Source organism: Bradyrhizobium liaoningense (assembly GCF_018130825.1).
Taxonomy (GTDB): Bacteria; Pseudomonadota; Alphaproteobacteria; order Rhizobiales; family Xanthobacteraceae; genus Bradyrhizobium; species Bradyrhizobium liaoningense_B.
This window is the reverse complement of record NZ_JAFCJS010000008.1, coordinates 239074-254690: the sequence shown is the minus strand read 5'-3', so window position 1 is coordinate 254690 and position 15617 is coordinate 239074. Positions and strand designations below refer to the sequence as shown.

General features: G+C 65.8%; 17 protein-coding genes. 11 read left to right on the top strand and 6 right to left on the bottom strand.

The genetic code is table 11. The features are described 5' to 3' along the window. Positions 1-27 precede the first annotated feature (27 nt). The 4 genes from msrA (at position 28) to JQ603_RS30450 (ending at position 1976) form a co-directional block, all read left to right on the top strand. Complete coding sequence (gene msrA / locus JQ603_RS30465) at positions 28-732, top strand: peptide-methionine (S)-S-oxide reductase MsrA (RefSeq protein ID WP_212345221.1); 705 nt, start codon at positions 28-30, stop codon at positions 730-732. 45 nt (positions 733-777) lie between these two features. Beyond that, complete coding sequence (gene msrB / locus JQ603_RS30460) at positions 778-1197, top strand: peptide-methionine (R)-S-oxide reductase MsrB (RefSeq protein WP_212345218.1); 420 nt, start codon at positions 778-780, stop codon at positions 1195-1197. 107 nt (positions 1198-1304) lie between these two features. After that, positions 1305-1469, top strand: coding sequence for a DUF3309 family protein (locus tag JQ603_RS30455; protein WP_018641496.1), 165 nt, complete (start codon positions 1305-1307; stop codon positions 1467-1469). Positions 1470-1682: 213 nt separating this feature from the next. Continuing rightward, positions 1683-1976, top strand: coding sequence for a hypothetical protein (locus JQ603_RS30450; protein ID WP_014492502.1), 294 nt, complete (start codon positions 1683-1685; stop codon positions 1974-1976). 284 nt (positions 1977-2260) lie between these two features. Here the strand turns inward: JQ603_RS30450 and JQ603_RS30445 are convergent, their stop codons facing one another. Continuing rightward, positions 2261-2794 carry a DUF4112 domain-containing protein gene (locus tag JQ603_RS30445; protein WP_212345215.1) on the bottom strand — a complete coding sequence of 178 codons (534 nt, stop codon included), beginning with the start codon at positions 2792-2794 and terminating at the stop codon, positions 2261-2263. A gap of 61 nt (positions 2795-2855) precedes the next feature. Further along, positions 2856-3281 carry a DUF5413 family protein gene (locus JQ603_RS30440; RefSeq protein WP_212345212.1) on the bottom strand — a complete coding sequence of 142 codons (426 nt, stop codon included), beginning with the start codon at positions 3279-3281 and terminating at the stop codon, positions 2856-2858. A gap of 145 nt (positions 3282-3426) precedes the next feature. Between JQ603_RS30440 and JQ603_RS30435 the strand changes: the two genes are divergently transcribed. The 3 genes from JQ603_RS30435 (at position 3427) to JQ603_RS30425 (ending at position 4468) form a co-directional block, all read left to right on the top strand. Beyond that, the gene (locus JQ603_RS30435) at positions 3427-3669 is read left to right on the top strand and encodes a hypothetical protein (RefSeq protein WP_212345209.1); all 243 of its coding nucleotides are present in this window, start codon (positions 3427-3429) and stop codon (positions 3667-3669) included. A 38-nt stretch (positions 3670-3707) separates the two neighbouring features. Further along, on the top strand, positions 3708-3938 hold the full coding sequence (locus JQ603_RS30430) for a hypothetical protein (RefSeq protein ID WP_212345206.1): 231 nt from the start codon (positions 3708-3710) through the stop codon (positions 3936-3938). A 257-nt stretch (positions 3939-4195) separates the two neighbouring features. Next, positions 4196-4468: a hypothetical protein gene (locus JQ603_RS30425; RefSeq protein WP_245003957.1), complete on the top strand. Its 273-nt coding sequence runs from the start codon at positions 4196-4198 to the stop codon at positions 4466-4468. 117 nt (positions 4469-4585) lie between these two features. On the opposite strand, the gene JQ603_RS30420 is transcribed toward JQ603_RS30425, so the two are convergent. Continuing rightward, entirely contained in the window at positions 4586-6205 is a 1620-nt protein-coding gene (locus JQ603_RS30420; protein WP_212345204.1) for a hypothetical protein, read from the bottom strand. A 37-nt stretch (positions 6206-6242) separates the two neighbouring features. Beyond that, positions 6243-7535 carry an adenylosuccinate synthase gene (locus JQ603_RS30415; RefSeq protein ID WP_212345201.1) on the bottom strand — a complete coding sequence of 431 codons (1293 nt, stop codon included), beginning with the start codon at positions 7533-7535 and terminating at the stop codon, positions 6243-6245. A gap of 425 nt (positions 7536-7960) precedes the next feature. On the opposite strand from JQ603_RS30415, the gene JQ603_RS30410 reads away from it, so the two are divergent. The 3 genes from JQ603_RS30410 (at position 7961) to JQ603_RS30400 (ending at position 11202) form a co-directional block, all read left to right on the top strand. Then, positions 7961-8893, top strand: a complete 933-nt coding sequence (locus JQ603_RS30410) for a DMT family transporter (RefSeq protein WP_212345198.1) — start codon at positions 7961-7963, stop codon at positions 8891-8893. Positions 8894-9058: 165 nt separating this feature from the next. After that, positions 9059-9994, top strand: coding sequence for a DMT family transporter (locus JQ603_RS30405; protein ID WP_212345195.1), 936 nt, complete (start codon positions 9059-9061; stop codon positions 9992-9994). Positions 9995-10227: 233 nt separating this feature from the next. Then, a complete protein-coding gene (locus JQ603_RS30400) occupies positions 10228-11202 on the top strand; it encodes a Bug family tripartite tricarboxylate transporter substrate binding protein (RefSeq protein WP_212345192.1) in 975 nt (324 codons plus the stop codon). Between the two features lie 39 nt (positions 11203-11241). On the opposite strand, the gene JQ603_RS30395 is transcribed toward JQ603_RS30400, so the two are convergent. Then, positions 11242-12036, bottom strand: coding sequence for a Crp/Fnr family transcriptional regulator (locus JQ603_RS30395; RefSeq protein WP_212345189.1), 795 nt, complete (start codon positions 12034-12036; stop codon positions 11242-11244). 583 nt (positions 12037-12619) lie between these two features. Continuing rightward, a complete protein-coding gene (locus JQ603_RS30390) occupies positions 12620-14305 on the bottom strand; it encodes a methyl-accepting chemotaxis protein (RefSeq protein WP_212345187.1) in 1686 nt (561 codons plus the stop codon). Between the two features lie 253 nt (positions 14306-14558). Between JQ603_RS30390 and JQ603_RS30385 the strand changes: the two genes are divergently transcribed. Further along, complete coding sequence (locus JQ603_RS30385) at positions 14559-15602, top strand: C-terminal binding protein (RefSeq protein WP_212345184.1); 1044 nt, start codon at positions 14559-14561, stop codon at positions 15600-15602. Positions 15603-15617: the final 15 nt, after the last annotated feature.

The following is a 15617-nucleotide window of genomic DNA, read 5'->3' as shown; positions in this document are numbered from 1 at the left end:
CTCACCTTCCGCCAAAGAGGCTCCGCCATGCGCCGTCCTGCCCTCCTGACCCTGCTCGCCGCCACCGCCGCCGCGACACTGGCCTTTGCCGTGCCGTCGCGTGCCGCCGAGGAGGCGGTGGTGATCCCCGCCCCCGCCGTGGACGCAGCGCCCGCGAGCGGCATCCAGACCGCGGTGATCGCCGGCGGCTGCTTCTGGGGTGTGCAGGGCGTCTTCCAGCACACCGCCGGCGTGGTCAACGCGGTCTCCGGCTATGCCGGCGGCACCAAGGCGACCGCCGACTATCAGACCGTCTCGAGCGGCCGCACCGGCCACGCGGAATCGGTCGAGATCAAGTACGATCCGAAGAAGATCTCCTACGGAAAGATCCTCCAGATCTACTTCTCGGTGGTGCACGACCCGACCCAGCTCAACCGCCAGGGCCCGGACATCGGCACGCAATATCGCTCGGCGATCTTCACCACCTCCGACGAGCAGAAGAAGGTCGCGGAGGCCTATATCGCCCAGCTCAACGGCGCCAAGGTGTTCGGCAAGCCGATCGTGACCAAGGTCGGCGCGCTGGAGGCGTTCTATCCGGCGGAGGCCTACCACCAGGACTATCTGACGCTGCACCCGAACCAGCCCTACATCGCCTATAACGACCTGCCCAAGGTCGAGAACCTGAAAAAGCTGTTCGCGGATAACTACATCGAGAAGCCGACGCTGGTGAGTGCCAGCAAGGCCACCAACTGATCGCAAGATCACCGAACGCAAGATCATCGAAGAAACGGGAGACCCATGCCCGACACCAAGGCGAAAACCACCGACGACAAGGTCATCAAGAGCGAAGAGCAGTGGCGGCGCGAGCTGACGCCGATGCAGTACGCGGTGCTGCGCGAGAAGGCGACCGAGCGTCCCTTCACGGGCGAATATGAGCACGATCACCGTGCCGGCACTTACGTCTGCGCCGGCTGCGGCAATGTGCTGTTCGAGTCCGATGCCAAGTTCGATTCCGGCTGCGGCTGGCCGAGCTTCACCGCGCCCGCAGTCGAGACCCATATCGACGAGGAGCGCGATGTCAGCCACGGCATGATCCGCACCGAGGTGCTCTGCTCCAAATGCAGCGGCCATCTCGGCCACGTCTTCCCCGACGGCCCCGGCCCGACCGGCCTGCGCTACTGCATCAACTCAGCGGCGCTGAAGCTCGAGCCCAAATAACCCAGCGCGCCGTCGGGTTCCCCCATGGAACCCGGTGGCGCGATGTGCTTTTCTTCCCTGGCGGTGCGCCGACTAGCGCATTTCGGCGGCCCGCCAGGGAGGAAGCCATGACCCTTGGGACCGTCCTGATCATCCTCGTGATCATCTATCTCGTCGGCGGCCTGTCCGGCCGGTTCGGCGGCTACGGCTATGGCCTCGGCCATTCCGGCATGGGCATCGGCGGGGTCGTTCTGGTGGTGCTGATCGTGCTGCTGCTCGCTGGCAAAGTTTAAACCATATAAGCCATTGAAATAACTTGCATTTGTGCGGCCGCGGGGCTGCCATGCACGGATTCATCATCTCGCATCGCAGGGGTCGCATTTCTGTCAAAACGGCCTATATTAGGGGACGAAAATGACATGTGCGGCGGGCTGGCTCGAGTGTGGCCCCTGCCCTCCCAAACCCCACGCGCTTAAAGCCCCAGAGAGATCACGAGGTCTTTGACCATGCGTCCACTGCGTCCGTTCAACTTCAACACTTCCGCCGAACTCTTCCCCGCTGCGATCCGCAAGAAGAAGCGCGCCGGCTTCACCTATCGCCGGTTCGGCACTGCGGCCGAAGCCGTGCAGTTCGCGATGGAGCAGTTGCCGACGGATTCGCTGAACGGCGCCTATCTCCAGGTCGAGGAAGCGCGCTTTGACCAGAACGGCATCCGCTCGCTCTATGAGAGCGAAGCCTTCCCGCTGCCCCGCCGCCCCCGGCCGGCCCCGGCCGCCGAGACCGACGCCGACGCGGCGTAAGTTTTCGCCAAGCTCCGATGTGCGCGGAAGGCGCGATGGCCGAAAGGCCGTCGCGCTTTTTGCGTTTTCGGGGAGCGCTATCTCGCTTGCGGGAGAGGGGCGAAGACTCTCGTGCCCCGGACGCAGCGCAGCGCTCCCTTAGCGGTGCGCTGCAGAGCCGGGGCCCACACATCCACGGCCTCCCCGACCTCTCTTGGGTTCTGGGTCCCGGCTCTGCGCAGCGGCACTACGCGCCGCAGCGCGTCCGGGACACGAGACAGGAGCGGGGGAGAGGCGAAGAAGCCTCAAATCCGCGGCTGCTTGTCGAGCCAGCGGCGGAGCAGGCGGACGTTGCGCATGTTGGCGCGGAACATGACGTCGAAGGCATCGCCCGCGAACGGGACCATGCCGACCACGCCGTCGACCGCGACATTGCCGAGCATGCGCGCGGTGATGTACCAGGGCGCGCCCAGCGCCCTCGCCTCGCGCACCAGCCACAGCGAGATCGCGGTCGTGATGATGTCGCCGACCACGGGGATCAGCCCGATCAGCCCGTCGATGCCGTAGCGGATGTTGGTGCCGGGCAGGATGAAGGCGACGTCGAGCAGTTTTGCGATGGCCTCGAGCCGGGCGATGCGCTGCTCGCGCGTCAGATTGCCGAACGGATTGTCCTTGCCGAACTCGAAGCGAAACTCGCGAAAGCCCTGGTCGAGCGTCTCCGGGCGGATCTCATGCCCTTCCTGGTCGATGATCGGTCCGCGCGCTTCACTGCCCGTGCGCGAACGGCTCCCGGAACGGGACTTGCGGGGCACAAGAATGTCGTCGTCGGACATGGTCATAACCTGAGCGAAACGCGCCAACGCGGCGGAGGTTGCTGCACCGCGCCCGAACGCCGCGCGTTCAGGTCGGCGCCGCCGCGGATTGCGGCTCCTCGACATACCTATGCACGAGCCAGGAGGAAATCACCGACGGCACGAAGCCGACCATGCCGTACAGGATGAATTGCACGACGCCCGAATCCGGCCCGCGCGAGCTGTAGGTCAGCGAGGCCAGCACGAAGGCGAACAGGCCGACGAGGAGCATCCGCAAGGCCGGGCCGATCCGGCGGATATGGATCAGGATGTCGTCGACCGCGCCGATCATCAGCGAGGGCAGGAAGCCGAACAGATAGCTGTATTGCAGGGTCTTGAAGAAAACCACGAACAGCTTGCCGACCTCGCCGAGACTGGTCTGGGCCCAATAACCGGACTGATAAGTCGTCGTCAGCAGCAGCAGGAACCCGCCGACGAACGGGCCGACCAGCGCAAACACCAGATAGCGTTTCATCAAATACCCTCACACGCCGCCCCGTTATAGCAGCGCCGCGGGAACCTTGAACAGCGGGGCGGCGGCCGCCTTCTAGCGGAACAAGTGGCAAGGCGACGAGTTCAGACAGGACCTGGAAATCATCCCAGCCGGACTGGAGCCGCCGATGTCCCGTAAATTTTGTCTGGCGACGATCACGCTGGTCGCCCTGAGCGGCCTGCCTGGCGCACCCGCTATCGCCCAGGGCCACATGGGCACGCCGCAGGAGCAGAACGCCTGCTCGCGCGATGCGTCGCGGCTGTGCCGCAAGGAACTCGGCAATGACGGTGCAGTGCAGAGCTGCCTGCAGGCCAACCGGGCCAAGCTGTCGAAAGCATGCAGCAAGGTGTTCGCCAGCCACGGCATGTGAGGATCGAAAAGACGTTCCTGCGAACGGAGAGTGAAGCCATGCTGCGCGACGAACAACTCTCGATCCTCAGGGACATCAGCCAGTCCATTGCCTTCGCCGACGACCGGCAGGGCAAGATCGGCGAGCTGATCGCCGGCGGCTACGTGATGAAGGACGGCGATCTGTTCGAGCTCACCGCGAAGGGCGTCACGGCGGTCGAGGAACATGCCGCTTCGCTGGGTGCCGATGAAGCGGAACAGGCGAGCGCATCATCCGACCGGCTGATTTGAATCGCGTAGCGCCGTTTGCTGCGTGACGTGCGCGCAACAATTGCGAATTCCTTTGCGATGACCATTGCAGGCCCGTGACAATGGCGCATACTTCGCTCGGGCGGCGCAGCACTTTCGATTCGACACCAAGTAATCGAGCGACCACATGCGGGACTAGGATCCCGGCGTGAAGGCTGTGACATGCGGCAGATCAAGCCGCGTGCGGCGCCCCAAAATCAAGCGGCTCAAGCCCACGGGAACTCGGGGACCTATCCTTCATGACACGCTCTCAGACCATCGCTTCCCTATTCGCCTTCTCCGTTGCCATCGCACTCCAGACATCGCCCGGCCTCGCCTTCTCGTCCGAAGCGCAGCAGATGTGCTCGGCCGATGCGATGCGGCTGTGCTCGAGTGAAATCCCCGACATCCCGCGGATCACCGCCTGCATGGTCCGGAACAAGGCGCATGTCAGCCCCGGCTGCCGCGCCGTGATGGACCGTGAGCACGCCGCCGCTGCGGCAGCGCGCAAGCGGGAAGCGGCGGCGCAGTAGGCTGGAGGTCATTCCGGGGCGCGCGAAGCGCGAGCCCGGAATCCATTCCTCTACGTCATGTGCTGCGCAATGGATTCCGGGTTCGTGCTTCGCACGCCCCGGAATGACAGCAGCGCCTCAATCGCCCCACTGCGCGAAGGCGTCGTTGAAGGCGCGCTCGCCGGGGGCGCCCTTCTCGATGGCGATGATGGCGCGGCGCTGGTTGGCGTAGACCAGGGGCACGTCGAACCAGGAACGCTCCTTCAGGAGCTGGACGTTGCGGGCGCGGTCGGCGTCGACATTGGAGAGGCCGACCAGGAAGAAGCCGTCGGTGACCTTGACCGCGAGGCCGGCGAGCGGCGTGCCGCGGGCCTGCTCGTTCGACTTCATCAGGATACCCGGCACGTTGGAGACGCTGCCGCCCGGAAAGTCCGGCGGCAGGATGAAGGTCAGCTCCGCAGTATGGCTCGCCGGTAGCGAGGAGTCGGTATTGCGGCGGAACGACATCGTCATCTTGAACTTGCGGTCGGGGATCTCGATCTCGGCGCGCACGGCGACATCGGCCTTCTGGTTGCCCGACGCCTTGATCGGTTCGAGCCGCCACACCACCGAGCCGACATATTGCTTGCCCTTCGGGTCGGACGGGTCCTCGTCATAGAGCACGACCTTCTGCGCCACCGGCGCGACCGGCTGGTCGCTCGCCGAGGGCTGGCCGACGCGGTCGGGGATCTTCGGCTTGCTCTGCGGCTGCGACGGATCCTTCGGCGCCTCCACCACCTGGGTCGGCGAGGACTTGAACAGGTTGGTGGCGGTCTGCAGCAGCGGCTTGCCCCAGAGGATGCCGGCGCCGACCAGGATCAGCACGATGCCGACGGCGATCGCGCTCTTGAACGGGAATGCGGAGCCGGCGCGCTTGGCCTTCTTGGCGTCACGGTCGGCCGCGATACGCGGACGCGGCGAAGGCGGCTGCGGCGTGTAGCGCTCGGCCTCCTCGATCGACTCGTCGTAGGAATAGGGCGCGTCCTGCTCGCCGGCGCGATTCTCCAGGCTCGGCTCGAGCCGGTCGAATTCCGGCGAGGGCGAGGGCACGTTGGCGTAGGTGCGGCGTGCGGCGCGGTTGGCCTGCGCGGCGGCGCCGCCGAGATCGTTGGCATCGGCCGTGATGTCGCGGAAGCCGCGCACGCCCGGGGCGGGCGGCAGCGCCGGCGGAGGTCCGATATCAGGCGGACGGCGCCCACCGGCACGATCGCGGCCGGCCGGCGGCGGCGCCGGCGGTTCCGGCATCGATGGCGGCGCGGGCGGACCCGGCTGGCGCGGCGCGTCGAAACGCGGCGCGCGCGGCGGACGCTGGGCATCGCCCTGGTCATCGACGTTGAAGGACGGACGGTCGGCCCGCGGCGGGGTCGGGGCCGGACGGGTGCGCGGCTGGGGCGCGGGCGGGCCGGCCTCGGTGGCCCGGGTGCTGGCGCGACGGAAGGCATCGCCGCTGCCGCCGGTGCTGCGGCCGCCGCCACCACCGCCGGGGCGCGAGGCGTCGCGGGCACGCTGGGCCGCCTCTGATTCGACCTTGCGGACGGCCTCTTCCAGCGACAGCCGTTCGCGGGTGATCTCGGATTCGGAGAGCGGCGGCTGCACGCTGCGCAGCTGCGCGATCAGTGCCGTGCGCGCCCGCTCATAGAGCGCGCGACGGCTTTCGCCGGGAGCGTTGGGGTCCAGGGCGGCAATAGCGCGGGCGATCAGCGGATAGTAATCAGCCATTTCTACTCAACTATACGCGCGTCCCGGTAAGATATCGTTAAGCCTCAAACGGATTTTGCACCAGGATAGTATCTTCGCGTTCGGGGCTGGTGGAAAGCAGCGCGACCGGGCACCCCACCAATTCCTCGATCCGGCGGACATATTTGATGGCCTGGGCCGGCAGTTGGGCCCAAGACCGTGCATTGGCGGTCGGCTCCTTCCAGCCCTCGATGGTCTCGTAGATCGGCTCGACCCGGGCCTGGGCGCCCTCGCCGGCCGGGAAATGGTCGATCTCCACGCCGTCGAGCTTGTAGCCGGTGCAGACCTCGATCGAATCGAAGCCGTCGAGGATGTCGAGCTTGGTCAGCGCGAGGCCGTTGATGCCGCAGGTGCGGACCGCCTGGCGGACCAGCACGGCGTCGAACCAGCCGCAGCGGCGGGGCCGCCCGGTGTTGGTGCCGAACTCGCGGCCGCGCTCGCCGATCTTGCGGCCGATCTCGTTGTCCTGCTCGGTCGGGAACGGACCCTGGCCGACGCGGGTGGTGTAGGCCTTGCACAGGCCGAGCACGTAGCCGACGGCGCCCGGTCCGAGGCCGGCGCCGGTCGCGGCCTGCGCCGCCACCGTGTTGGACGAGGTGACATAGGGATAGGTGCCGTGGTCGACGTCGAGCAGCGCGCCCTGCGCGCCCTCGAACAGCATGCGTTTGCCGGCGCGCCGCTCGATGTCGAGCAGGCGCCACACCGTCTCGACATAGGGCAGCAGCTGCGGCGCCAGCGCGCTCAATTCCTTCAGGATCTCCTTGCCGTCGAACTCCGGCAGGTTGAGACCGCGGCGCAGCGCGTTGTGGTGCGCCAGCAGCCGGTCGATCTTGTGCGGCAGGGTGTTGAGGTCGGCGAGGTCCATCAGGCGGATGGCGCGACGGCCGACCTTGTCCTCGTAGGCCGGGCCGATGCCGCGGCGCGTGGTGCCGATCGCAGTTGCCGCATTCGCGGATTCGCGCAGGGCGTCGAGCTCACGGTGCAGCGGCAGGATCAGGGTGACGTTCTCGGCGACGCGCAAGTTTTCCGGGGAGACCGCGACGCCCTGCGAGCGCAGCTTGGTGACCTCGTCGAGGAAGGCGGCGGGATCGAACACCACGCCGTTGCCGATCACCGACAGCTTGCCCTCGCGCAGCACGCCGGAGGGCAGCAGCGCAAGCTTGTAGGTCTTGCCGTTGATGACCAGCGTGTGGCCGGCGTTATGGCCGCCCTGGAAGCGGACGACGATGTCCGCCTGCTCCGACAACCAGTCGACGATCTTGCCCTTTCCTTCGTCGCCCCACTGGGCGCCGACGACGACAACGTTGGCCATTCGCGGGTAATCCCTGTTCAATCTGTCTTCAGGAGGCATGATCCTCGCGGAAAACCGGTGCCCACTTTTCCGGGATCATGCCTGACGCCCAGCCGATCCGCGGCCCAGGACCGCTCGCACGCAAGGCAGCCAACCGGATAAAGGAAGCGGCCCCTCTAGGCAAGCAAGAACGGGGCTTTTTCGAGGTCCCGAGGCCGGTCCAAGCCCTTGATATCCCCTTAAAATCTCGCAACCTTTGGGGCCGGCGCCGGGGCTTCGACCAAAGCCTGAGAAGCCGCCTGCGCCGCTGCATGGTCGCGATGCATCCGCCCCCCGTTGATGCAACCGCGATTTCCGTGTCTTTGAGCCAGGCCGGGCGATTGAAGCCGGCCCGGACATCGCCGGGCCGGGGCCTCGGCGCATGATGCGGGGCCATAACAACCACAATGTCCGCCACCGGCCAGACCACGAGCGCCGACACATCCGGTCACAACTGGGTCGCCAACCAGCCTTACCTGCTGCTCAGCATCACCGCGCTGTGCTGGGCCGGCAACGCCATCGTCGGGCGGCTCGCCGCCGGCCACATCCCGCCGGTGACGCTGTCGTTCCTGCGTTGGCTGTTCGCCTTCCTGCTGGTGCTGCCGTTCGCCTGGAAGCATCTGGTGCAGGACTGGCCCGCGATCCGTGGGCGGCTCGGCCTGATGGTCACGCTCTCGATCACCGGCATCGGCGCCTTCAACACGCTGCAATACTGGGCGCTGGAGCATACGCAGGCGCTCAACACGCTGCTGCTGCAGTCGGCCGCGCCGCTGCTGGTGGCGCTGTGGTCGCTGGTCATCCTCGGCATCCGCCTCACCGCGGCGCAGGCCTTCGGCGTGCTGCTGTCGATGTGCGGCGTGCTGATCATCCTCCTGCACGGCGACTTCACCACGCTGTCGAACATCGAGTTCAACAAGGGCGATCTGATCTTCCTGCTCGCGCTTCTGATCTTCGCGCTCTATTCGGTGCTGAGCCTGAAGCGGCCGGCGATGCACGGCCTGTCGTTCCTCGCCTTCACCTTCGGCGCCGGCGCCGCATGCCTCATCCCGCTGGAAGTCTGGGAGCTCTCCGCGCGTCCGGTGATGAAGCTCGATGCGCCGAACCTGCTCACGCTGTTCTATGTCGCGGTGTTCCCCTCGACCCTCGCCTATCTCTGCTTCAATCGCGGCGTGCGCCTGATCGGCGCCAACCGCGCCGCGCCGTTCTTCCACGTGGTGCCGGTGTTCGGCTCGATCATGGCGATGGTGTTTTTGGGCGAGCACCCGCAGGCGTTCCACTTCATCGGCTTCGCGCTGGTGCTGTCCGGCGTGTTCGCGGCGTCGAGGAAGCAGGCGAGCTAGTTTATTCCCTCTGCCCGCGGGAGCAGCGAAGCACGCACTGCATCAAGGACGCGTCCAACATATTAGCCGCGGGCGCCGTTCCTCGGCCTGCTCGCGCATTGTAGCATTGCGGCGGCGTGACTTGTGTCATCACGACAATCCGGCGCAAGCTCGCATCCGACGCCAATGACGATTGCTTCGCCCGCGCCACCGGCCGCCAATCCGGCCAGCTGGCTCAACAACCAGCCTTATCTGCTGCTCAGCCTGAGCTCGCTGTTCTGGGCCGGCAACATCGTGCTCGCGCGCCATGTCGGCGCGCATGTGCCGCCGCTGACGATGACCACGATCCGCTGGTTCGGCGTGTTCCTGATCCTGTTGCCGTTCGCCTGGCCGCATCTGAAGCGCGACTGGCCCGCTTTGCGCAGGAGCCTGCCGCTGATGGTGTTCCTGTCGCTGGTAGGCTTCGCCTTCAACAACGCGATCTCGTACTGGGCGATGCAATACACCGAGGCGCTGAATGCGCTGCTGATCCAGTCGGCAGGCCCCCTGTTCGTGGCGCTGTGGTCGCTGGTGCTGTTCGGCGTGCGGCTGACCGGCGGCCAGCTCGCCGGCATCGCGATCTCGCTGCTCGGCGTGCTGATCATCATCCTGCGCGGCGATCTCGCGGCGCTGGCCAGCATCAGCTTCAACCGGGGCGATCTCATGTTCGCCTACTCGCTGATCGCGTTCGGCCTCTACTCCGCCTTCATCCCGCGCCGGCCCAAGATCCACCAGCTGTCCTTTCTGTCCTTCACCACCTGCTGCGGCGCGATGATGCTGCTGCCCACCGCGATCTGGGAAGCAATGAGCGGCCGCGTCCTGCATTTCGATGCGCTGACGCTGGCAACGCTGGGCTACATCCTGATCTTCCCATCGACGCTGGCTTATCTCTTCTTCAACCGCGGCGTCGCGCTGATCGGCCCGAACCGGGCCGCACCGTTCTTCCATCTGGTGCCGGTGTTCGGCTCGGCGATGGCGATCCTGCTGCTCGGCGAAAAGCTGCAGCCGTTTCACCTGATCGGCTACGCCCTGGTGCTCGCCGGCGTCGTGATCGCCTCACGCCAGGGTTCTGCGGCGACGTAAATTCCGCAAGGCGGACACGCGATAAGTCTCGTGTCCCGGACGCGATGCAACGCGAAGCGGTGCAGCGCAGAGCCGGGACCCAGTCTGCCGCAAATGTGGGCCCGGTTCAGCAGCGCATCACTAACGTGCTGCGCTGCGCCCGGGGCACGAGACCTCGCGACAAACTCCCGCCTTCCGATTCCAGCGAAGAGAAGCTAGGTTCCCCGCCAACGAAAAAGAGGGAACGTCCAGACATGCTTTCAGCGTTGATTCGAAACCTGCGCATCATCGGCACGGCCGCGCTCTGCCTCGCCGCGTCCGCCGCTCAGGCCGACAATTACCCCAGCCGCAACATCACGCTGGTGCTGCCGTTCGCGGCCGGCAGCGGCACCGACACCACGACGCGGCTGATCTCGCAGCATCTGTCGCAGGCGCTCGGCGTCGGCATCGTGATCGAGAACAAGGCCGGCGCCAACGGCATGATCGCCGCGACCTTTGTCGCGCGCGCCGCACCCGACGGCTACACGCTGCTGGTGACGACCAACACCACGCATTCGGCCAACCCCTATCTGCTCAAGAGCCTCACTTACGATCCGGTCAAGGATTTCACCCCGATCGCGCGCACCGGCGATCTGCCCTTCATGCTGGTCATTCATCCCGACGTCCCCGCCAAGACCGTCGGCGAGCTCGTCGCCTACGGCAAGGCCAATCCGGGCAAGCTGAGCTACGCCTCTGGCTCGTCCTCGGCGATCGTGTCGGGCGCGACCTTCGCGCACAATGCCGGACTCGACCTGTTGCACGTGCCCTACAAGAGCTCGCCGCCGGCGCTCAACGACGTCATGGGTGGCCGCGTCTCGATGATGTTCGTGGACATCCTGACCGGCCTGCCGCACGTCAACGGCAACGCGCTCCGCGCTCTCGCCGTCACCACCAAGGACCGCTCGCCGCTGGTGCCGAACCTGCCCTCGATGCAGGAGGCCGGCGTGCCCGATTTCGACATCTCGTCATGGCAGGGCTATTTCGGTCCCGCCGGCATGCCGAAGGAGATCGTGACGCGGCTCAACGCCGAGATCCGCAAGATCGTCGAGAAGCCGGAGATCAAGGCGCAGCTGGCGACGCTCGGCATGGACGCCTTCTCGGGCACGCCGGAGCAGCTCGGCACGTTCGTGAACGAGCAGCTGGTGCTGTGGGAACGGCTGATCCGGGACGCGGGGATCGAGAAGCAGTGAAAGCAGGATGGAAAGCTTTTGAGGCGACGCGCAAGCGCCTCATATGGCGTCACTCCGCTCGCTTGGCCATATGCCCTTGCGCACCCGCGACGCAGGGGTCGGGCCAGGCGTCGAGAAGATCTGCTCGACTTCGCGGCGCATCGTATCGTGGCATTCGCAGGCCGCGGCCGCGAGCCGCAGCCGGTCGACCTCGATTTGCCCCCGTCGCTCCGATCTAATCGCTCCGGACGCACGCAGATTGCGCATCAGCAGCGTCACCGTCGTACGTCGGACACCGAGTATCTGCGACAATGCCTCCTGCGTGAGGGGGAGAACGTCATGATCGAGGCGGTCGCGAAGGTGGAGCAGCCAACGCACCATGCGGGCCTGGACCGGATGCAGCGCATTGCAGGCCAGCCCGAACTGAAACTGGACCAGCATCGCCTTAACGTGAGTCTGGACCGCGTGGCGGATCGCGGGGCTCTGATTGAAGGCGGCGTGAAAGCGGGTCGCGGGCATCCGCGAGGCGATGCCCGCCGCACGAACGACGGCGGTAATCGCCGAAGGCGACGATCCCAGCACGGAGAGACTCCCCACAGCCCCCTCGCGCCCGACCGCTGCGGTGGCAACCGTCTGCCCGTTCGCCATATCGATCATCAACGAGATGGCCCCGCTATGGGGGAAGATGACGTGGTCGACCCGATCACCCGGTCGCGACAGCACCGCATCCTGATCGAGCGTGACCACCTCAAGCTCGGGCGCGAGTAGATCAAAGTCCGCCGGCGGCAGTGAGACCAAAAGGCGATTGCGAACTTCGCCGGAATGAATCACTGCGGCCGACTCGCTGGGAGGCATCCAGCGCCTTCGCCATTCGAGGCGGCGCGGAACGGCAGCCCTATCATTTGCTTGAAACTACCTTCTGTACGCACAACAACATGCAATTCACCCAGAGTCGCTTTTGCCCTCATCGTCGGCCTCGCGATACGCGCGCGAGCAATGCCGAACTCGATTTGGATGCAGGCACGCGCGGCAAGAAGCAATTGCAAAATGCGTATGGGTAACACCGTAGTGCGGCGCACAAGTTCCAATTTCCAGCATGCGGCAAAAGCTGCTGTCATCCCGAAAGGGAGTCGAATTGGCCCGCAGCACATCGTAATCGTTCGACAATGCACGCAAGCGGGCATCGAGAAGCAGTGAGAGTCACAGGACGCCGTCATCGTCCGCCTTGTGCGCAATAGCGCGCCGGGGCGGGCGATCCAGTATTCCAGAGACAGCGAGGCTAGAGCCGAGAGGCCGCGGCGTACTGGATGCCCCGCCCCCGTGCGCAATTGCGCACCAGGCGGGGCATGACAGACGACAAATTCAGACAAACTCAAAAGAAAAAGGTGGGCACGACGCCTTCGCGTCTTTGCCCACCCTACGAATTCAGCGCGAGAATTTACGCCGCACGGACCTTGGCGAGGAAGCCGTCCACCGCGTTGCGCAGCGCGCCGGACTGACTGTCCAGCTCGCGGGCGTTGGTGAGCACGGTTCCGGCCGCGGAGCCGGTCGCTTGCGCGGCCGAGGTGACGCTGCCGATATTGGCGTTGATCTCGCTCGAGCCGGCCGCGACCGACTGGATGTTGCGGGCGATCTCGCGGGTCGCTTCGCCCTGCTGCTCGATCGAGGCGGAAATGCCCGCGGTGATCTCGCTCATCTCGGCAATGGTCTGGGTGATACCGCCGATCGCGGCGACCGCATCGCTGGTCGAGGTCTGCATCGCCGCGACCTGGGCCGAGATTTCCTCGGTGGCCTTGGCGGTCTGGTTGGCCAGCGCCTTGACCTCGGAGGCGACGACGGCGAAGCCGCGGCCGGACTCGCCGGCGCGTGCCGCCTCGATGGTGGCGTTGAGCGCCAGGAGATTGGTCTGCGCCGCGATCGAATGAATGAGCTTGACCACCTCGCCGATCTTCTCGGCACCGGTGGAGAGCTCCTGCACCGTGGCGTTGGTGCGCTCGGCATCGCTGACGGCACGGCTCGCAACCTCGGTCGAGCGCGTCACCTGGCGGGAGATTTCCGCAACCGAGCTCGATAGCTCCTCGGCGGCGGCCGCGACGGTGCCGACATTGCCGGAGGCCTTTTGCGAGGCAGCGCCGACCGTCGCGGCTCGCGAGGAGGCATCGCTCGCGGTCGCGGTCATCGATTGCGCCGTGGTCTGCATGCCGGCTGCGGCCGAGGAGACCGAGCGGACGATGCCGTTGACGCTGCGCTCGAAGTCGTTGGCGATCTCTTCCATCGCGCTGCGACGCTCCGCCGCGGCGCGTTCCTTGGCGTCCGCCTCGGTCTTCTCGAGGTCGCGGATGCGGACCGCATTGTCCTTGAAGATCTGGACGGTCGCGGCCATCGTGCCGACCTCGTCGCCGCGGCCGACGCCGGGAATCTCACCCTCGAGCTTGCCGTCGGCGAGATCCTTCATGCGGGCACCGAGCAGCGCCAGCGGACGGCTGATGCTGCGACCGATCATCCAGGCGACGCTGCCGGCGACGATGACGATGCCGAGCATGGCAAGGCCGAGCAGCCAGTAGACCGGGCCCATCTTCTGGTCGATGTCCTCGAGATAGGCGCCCGTGCCGAGATACATCTCGAAGCCGGGGACGGCGACCGCGTAGCCGAGCTTGCGGATCGGCTTGTCCTGGCCGGGCTTCATGTATTCGTAGAACAGCAGGATGTCGCCGTTGGCCTTGACGCCGTCCATGATCTCACGGGACAGCTTGCGGCCGTTCGTCTCCACGTCCATGCGGTTGGCGCCGATCTGCTTCGGATCGGGCGCGAGCTGCGTGATGCCGTCATAGGTGGTGCCGAACAGATAGCCCGAGCCCTTGTCGTAAGTCATCGCGTTGCCGTAGCGGCGCAGCTCCGCGAGCGCGGCGTCCTTGGTCATCTCGCCGGCATTGACCCGCTTCATCAGCGTCGCGGCATAGTTGCGAGCCAGCTCGACGATCGCCTTGGTCTGGTCGATGCGCGCATTCACCATCTCGCGCTTCATCAGATAGCCGGCGAGAACACCGGAGATGCAAAGGCCGAACAAGGTGACGCCGACAAGGATGCCAAGCTTGGGGGCGATCTTCAGATTGCTCAACTTCACGGGATAGCTCCGGCAAAAAAAAGGGATACGGGCACGCGAGTGAATCGATCGAAATTGAAACAACTTTTAGGGAGGGACCCTTAGCAAGTTACTTACGCGCCTCCGTAGAAGCCCTGACGCTGCCGACAAAACCGGCAATATTCGCAGGTCCGGACAACCGGCAATTGTACGCACCCGCCCCGATTTCGCGTAAAAGACGCAAAGGCCCGGGAGAAGGCCGGGTCACAACAAGAAACCAAATCGGGAGCAGAGAATGCCGAAATACAGGGTGGTGACGCCGAAAGGCGCGAGCTTCACGGTCGCGGGCAGCGATTATTCCTACGAGCGCGAAGCGCTCGATCCGATCGATGCCGAGATCGTCGAAGCCCCCGCCAACGAGGCCGAGTTCATCGCCGCCGCAAAGGATGCCGACGCTATCTACGCCAAGGGCATCCCGATCACCAAGACCATCATCGACAGCCTGCAGAGCTGCAAAGTCATCACGCTCGGCTCCGTCGGAGTGGACAGCGTCGACGTGAAGGCCGCCACCGCCCGCGGCATTCCCGTCACCAACATTCCCGACACCTTCATCGAAGAGGTCGCCGACCACGCCATGATGCTGCTGCTCGCCGGCTTCCGCCGTCTGGTCGAGCAGGACCGCATGGTGCGCGACGGCCGCTGGGCCGAGGGCCGGCCGGCGCTGCTCAAGATCCCGAGGCTGATGGGCCAGACCCTCGGCTTCATCTCGTTCGGCCGCGTCGCGCGCGCGGTTGCGAAACGCGCGGCGCCCTTCGGCCTGCGCATGATGGCCTACGATCCCTTCATCCAGGAGACGCTGATGTACGACCACGGCGTCATTCCCGCGACGCTCAACGAGGTGCTGTCGCAGTCCGACTTCGTCTCGATGCACGCACCCGCGCGGCCCGAGGTGCACCACATGCTGACCGAGAAGCACTTCCGGCAGATGAAGAAGGGCTCGGTCTTCATCAACACCGGCCGCGGCGCCACGGTGGACGAGGAGAGCCTGATCAAGGCGCTGCAGGAGGGGTGGATCGCGCACGCCGCCCTCGACGTGCTGGAGAAGGAACCTCCGTCGCACAACAATCCGCTGCTCGGCATGGAGAACGTGACCCTGACCGCCCATGTCGCCTCGGCCTCGGCACGGTTCGACGAGGCGCGCAAGCGCCGCGTGGGCTACGAATTGTCACTGGTGCTTCAGGGCATGTGGCCGGTAAGCTGCGTCAATCCGTCGGTGCTGCAGAACACCGCGCTCCGCCGCTGGCAACCCGTCAGCATGGATCGCGGGCCGAACAGCTAGGCGGCCGGCGCGACA

Bases quoted from the DNA above. Each gene is read 5' to 3' on its own strand.
- JQ603_RS30445 (WP_212345215.1), bottom strand. From the start codon at position 2,794: ATGACCATGTCCGACGACGACATTCTTGTGCCCCGCAAGTCCCGTTCC.
- JQ603_RS30450 (WP_014492502.1), top strand. From the start codon at position 1,683: ATGCGTCCACTGCGTCCGTTCAACTTCAACACTTCCGCCGAACTCTTC.
- JQ603_RS30395 (WP_212345189.1), bottom strand. From the start codon at position 12,036: ATGCCTCCCAGCGAGTCGGCCGCAGTGATTCATTCCGGCGAAGTTCGC.
- JQ603_RS30415 (WP_212345201.1), bottom strand. From the start codon at position 7,535: ATGGCCAACGTTGTCGTCGTCGGCGCCCAGTGGGGCGACGAAGGAAAG.
- JQ603_RS30405 (WP_212345195.1), top strand. From the start codon at position 9,059: ATGACGATTGCTTCGCCCGCGCCACCGGCCGCCAATCCGGCCAGCTGG.
- JQ603_RS30385 (WP_212345184.1), top strand. From the start codon at position 14,559: ATGCCGAAATACAGGGTGGTGACGCCGAAAGGCGCGAGCTTCACGGTC.
- JQ603_RS30455 (WP_018641496.1), top strand. From the start codon at position 1,305: ATGACCCTTGGGACCGTCCTGATCATCCTCGTGATCATCTATCTCGTC.
- JQ603_RS30435 (WP_212345209.1), top strand. From the start codon at position 3,427: ATGTCCCGTAAATTTTGTCTGGCGACGATCACGCTGGTCGCCCTGAGC.
- JQ603_RS30430 (WP_212345206.1), top strand. From the start codon at position 3,708: ATGCTGCGCGACGAACAACTCTCGATCCTCAGGGACATCAGCCAGTCC.
- msrB (WP_212345218.1), top strand. From the start codon at position 778: ATGCCCGACACCAAGGCGAAAACCACCGACGACAAGGTCATCAAGAGC.
- JQ603_RS30425 (WP_245003957.1), top strand. From the start codon at position 4,196: ATGACACGCTCTCAGACCATCGCTTCCCTATTCGCCTTCTCCGTTGCC.
- JQ603_RS30400 (WP_212345192.1), top strand. From the start codon at position 10,228: ATGCTTTCAGCGTTGATTCGAAACCTGCGCATCATCGGCACGGCCGCG.
- JQ603_RS30440 (WP_212345212.1), bottom strand. From the start codon at position 3,281: ATGAAACGCTATCTGGTGTTTGCGCTGGTCGGCCCGTTCGTCGGCGGG.
- JQ603_RS30410 (WP_212345198.1), top strand. From the start codon at position 7,961: ATGTCCGCCACCGGCCAGACCACGAGCGCCGACACATCCGGTCACAAC.
- JQ603_RS30420 (WP_212345204.1), bottom strand. From the start codon at position 6,205: ATGGCTGATTACTATCCGCTGATCGCCCGCGCTATTGCCGCCCTGGAC.
- msrA (WP_212345221.1), top strand. From the start codon at position 28: ATGCGCCGTCCTGCCCTCCTGACCCTGCTCGCCGCCACCGCCGCCGCG.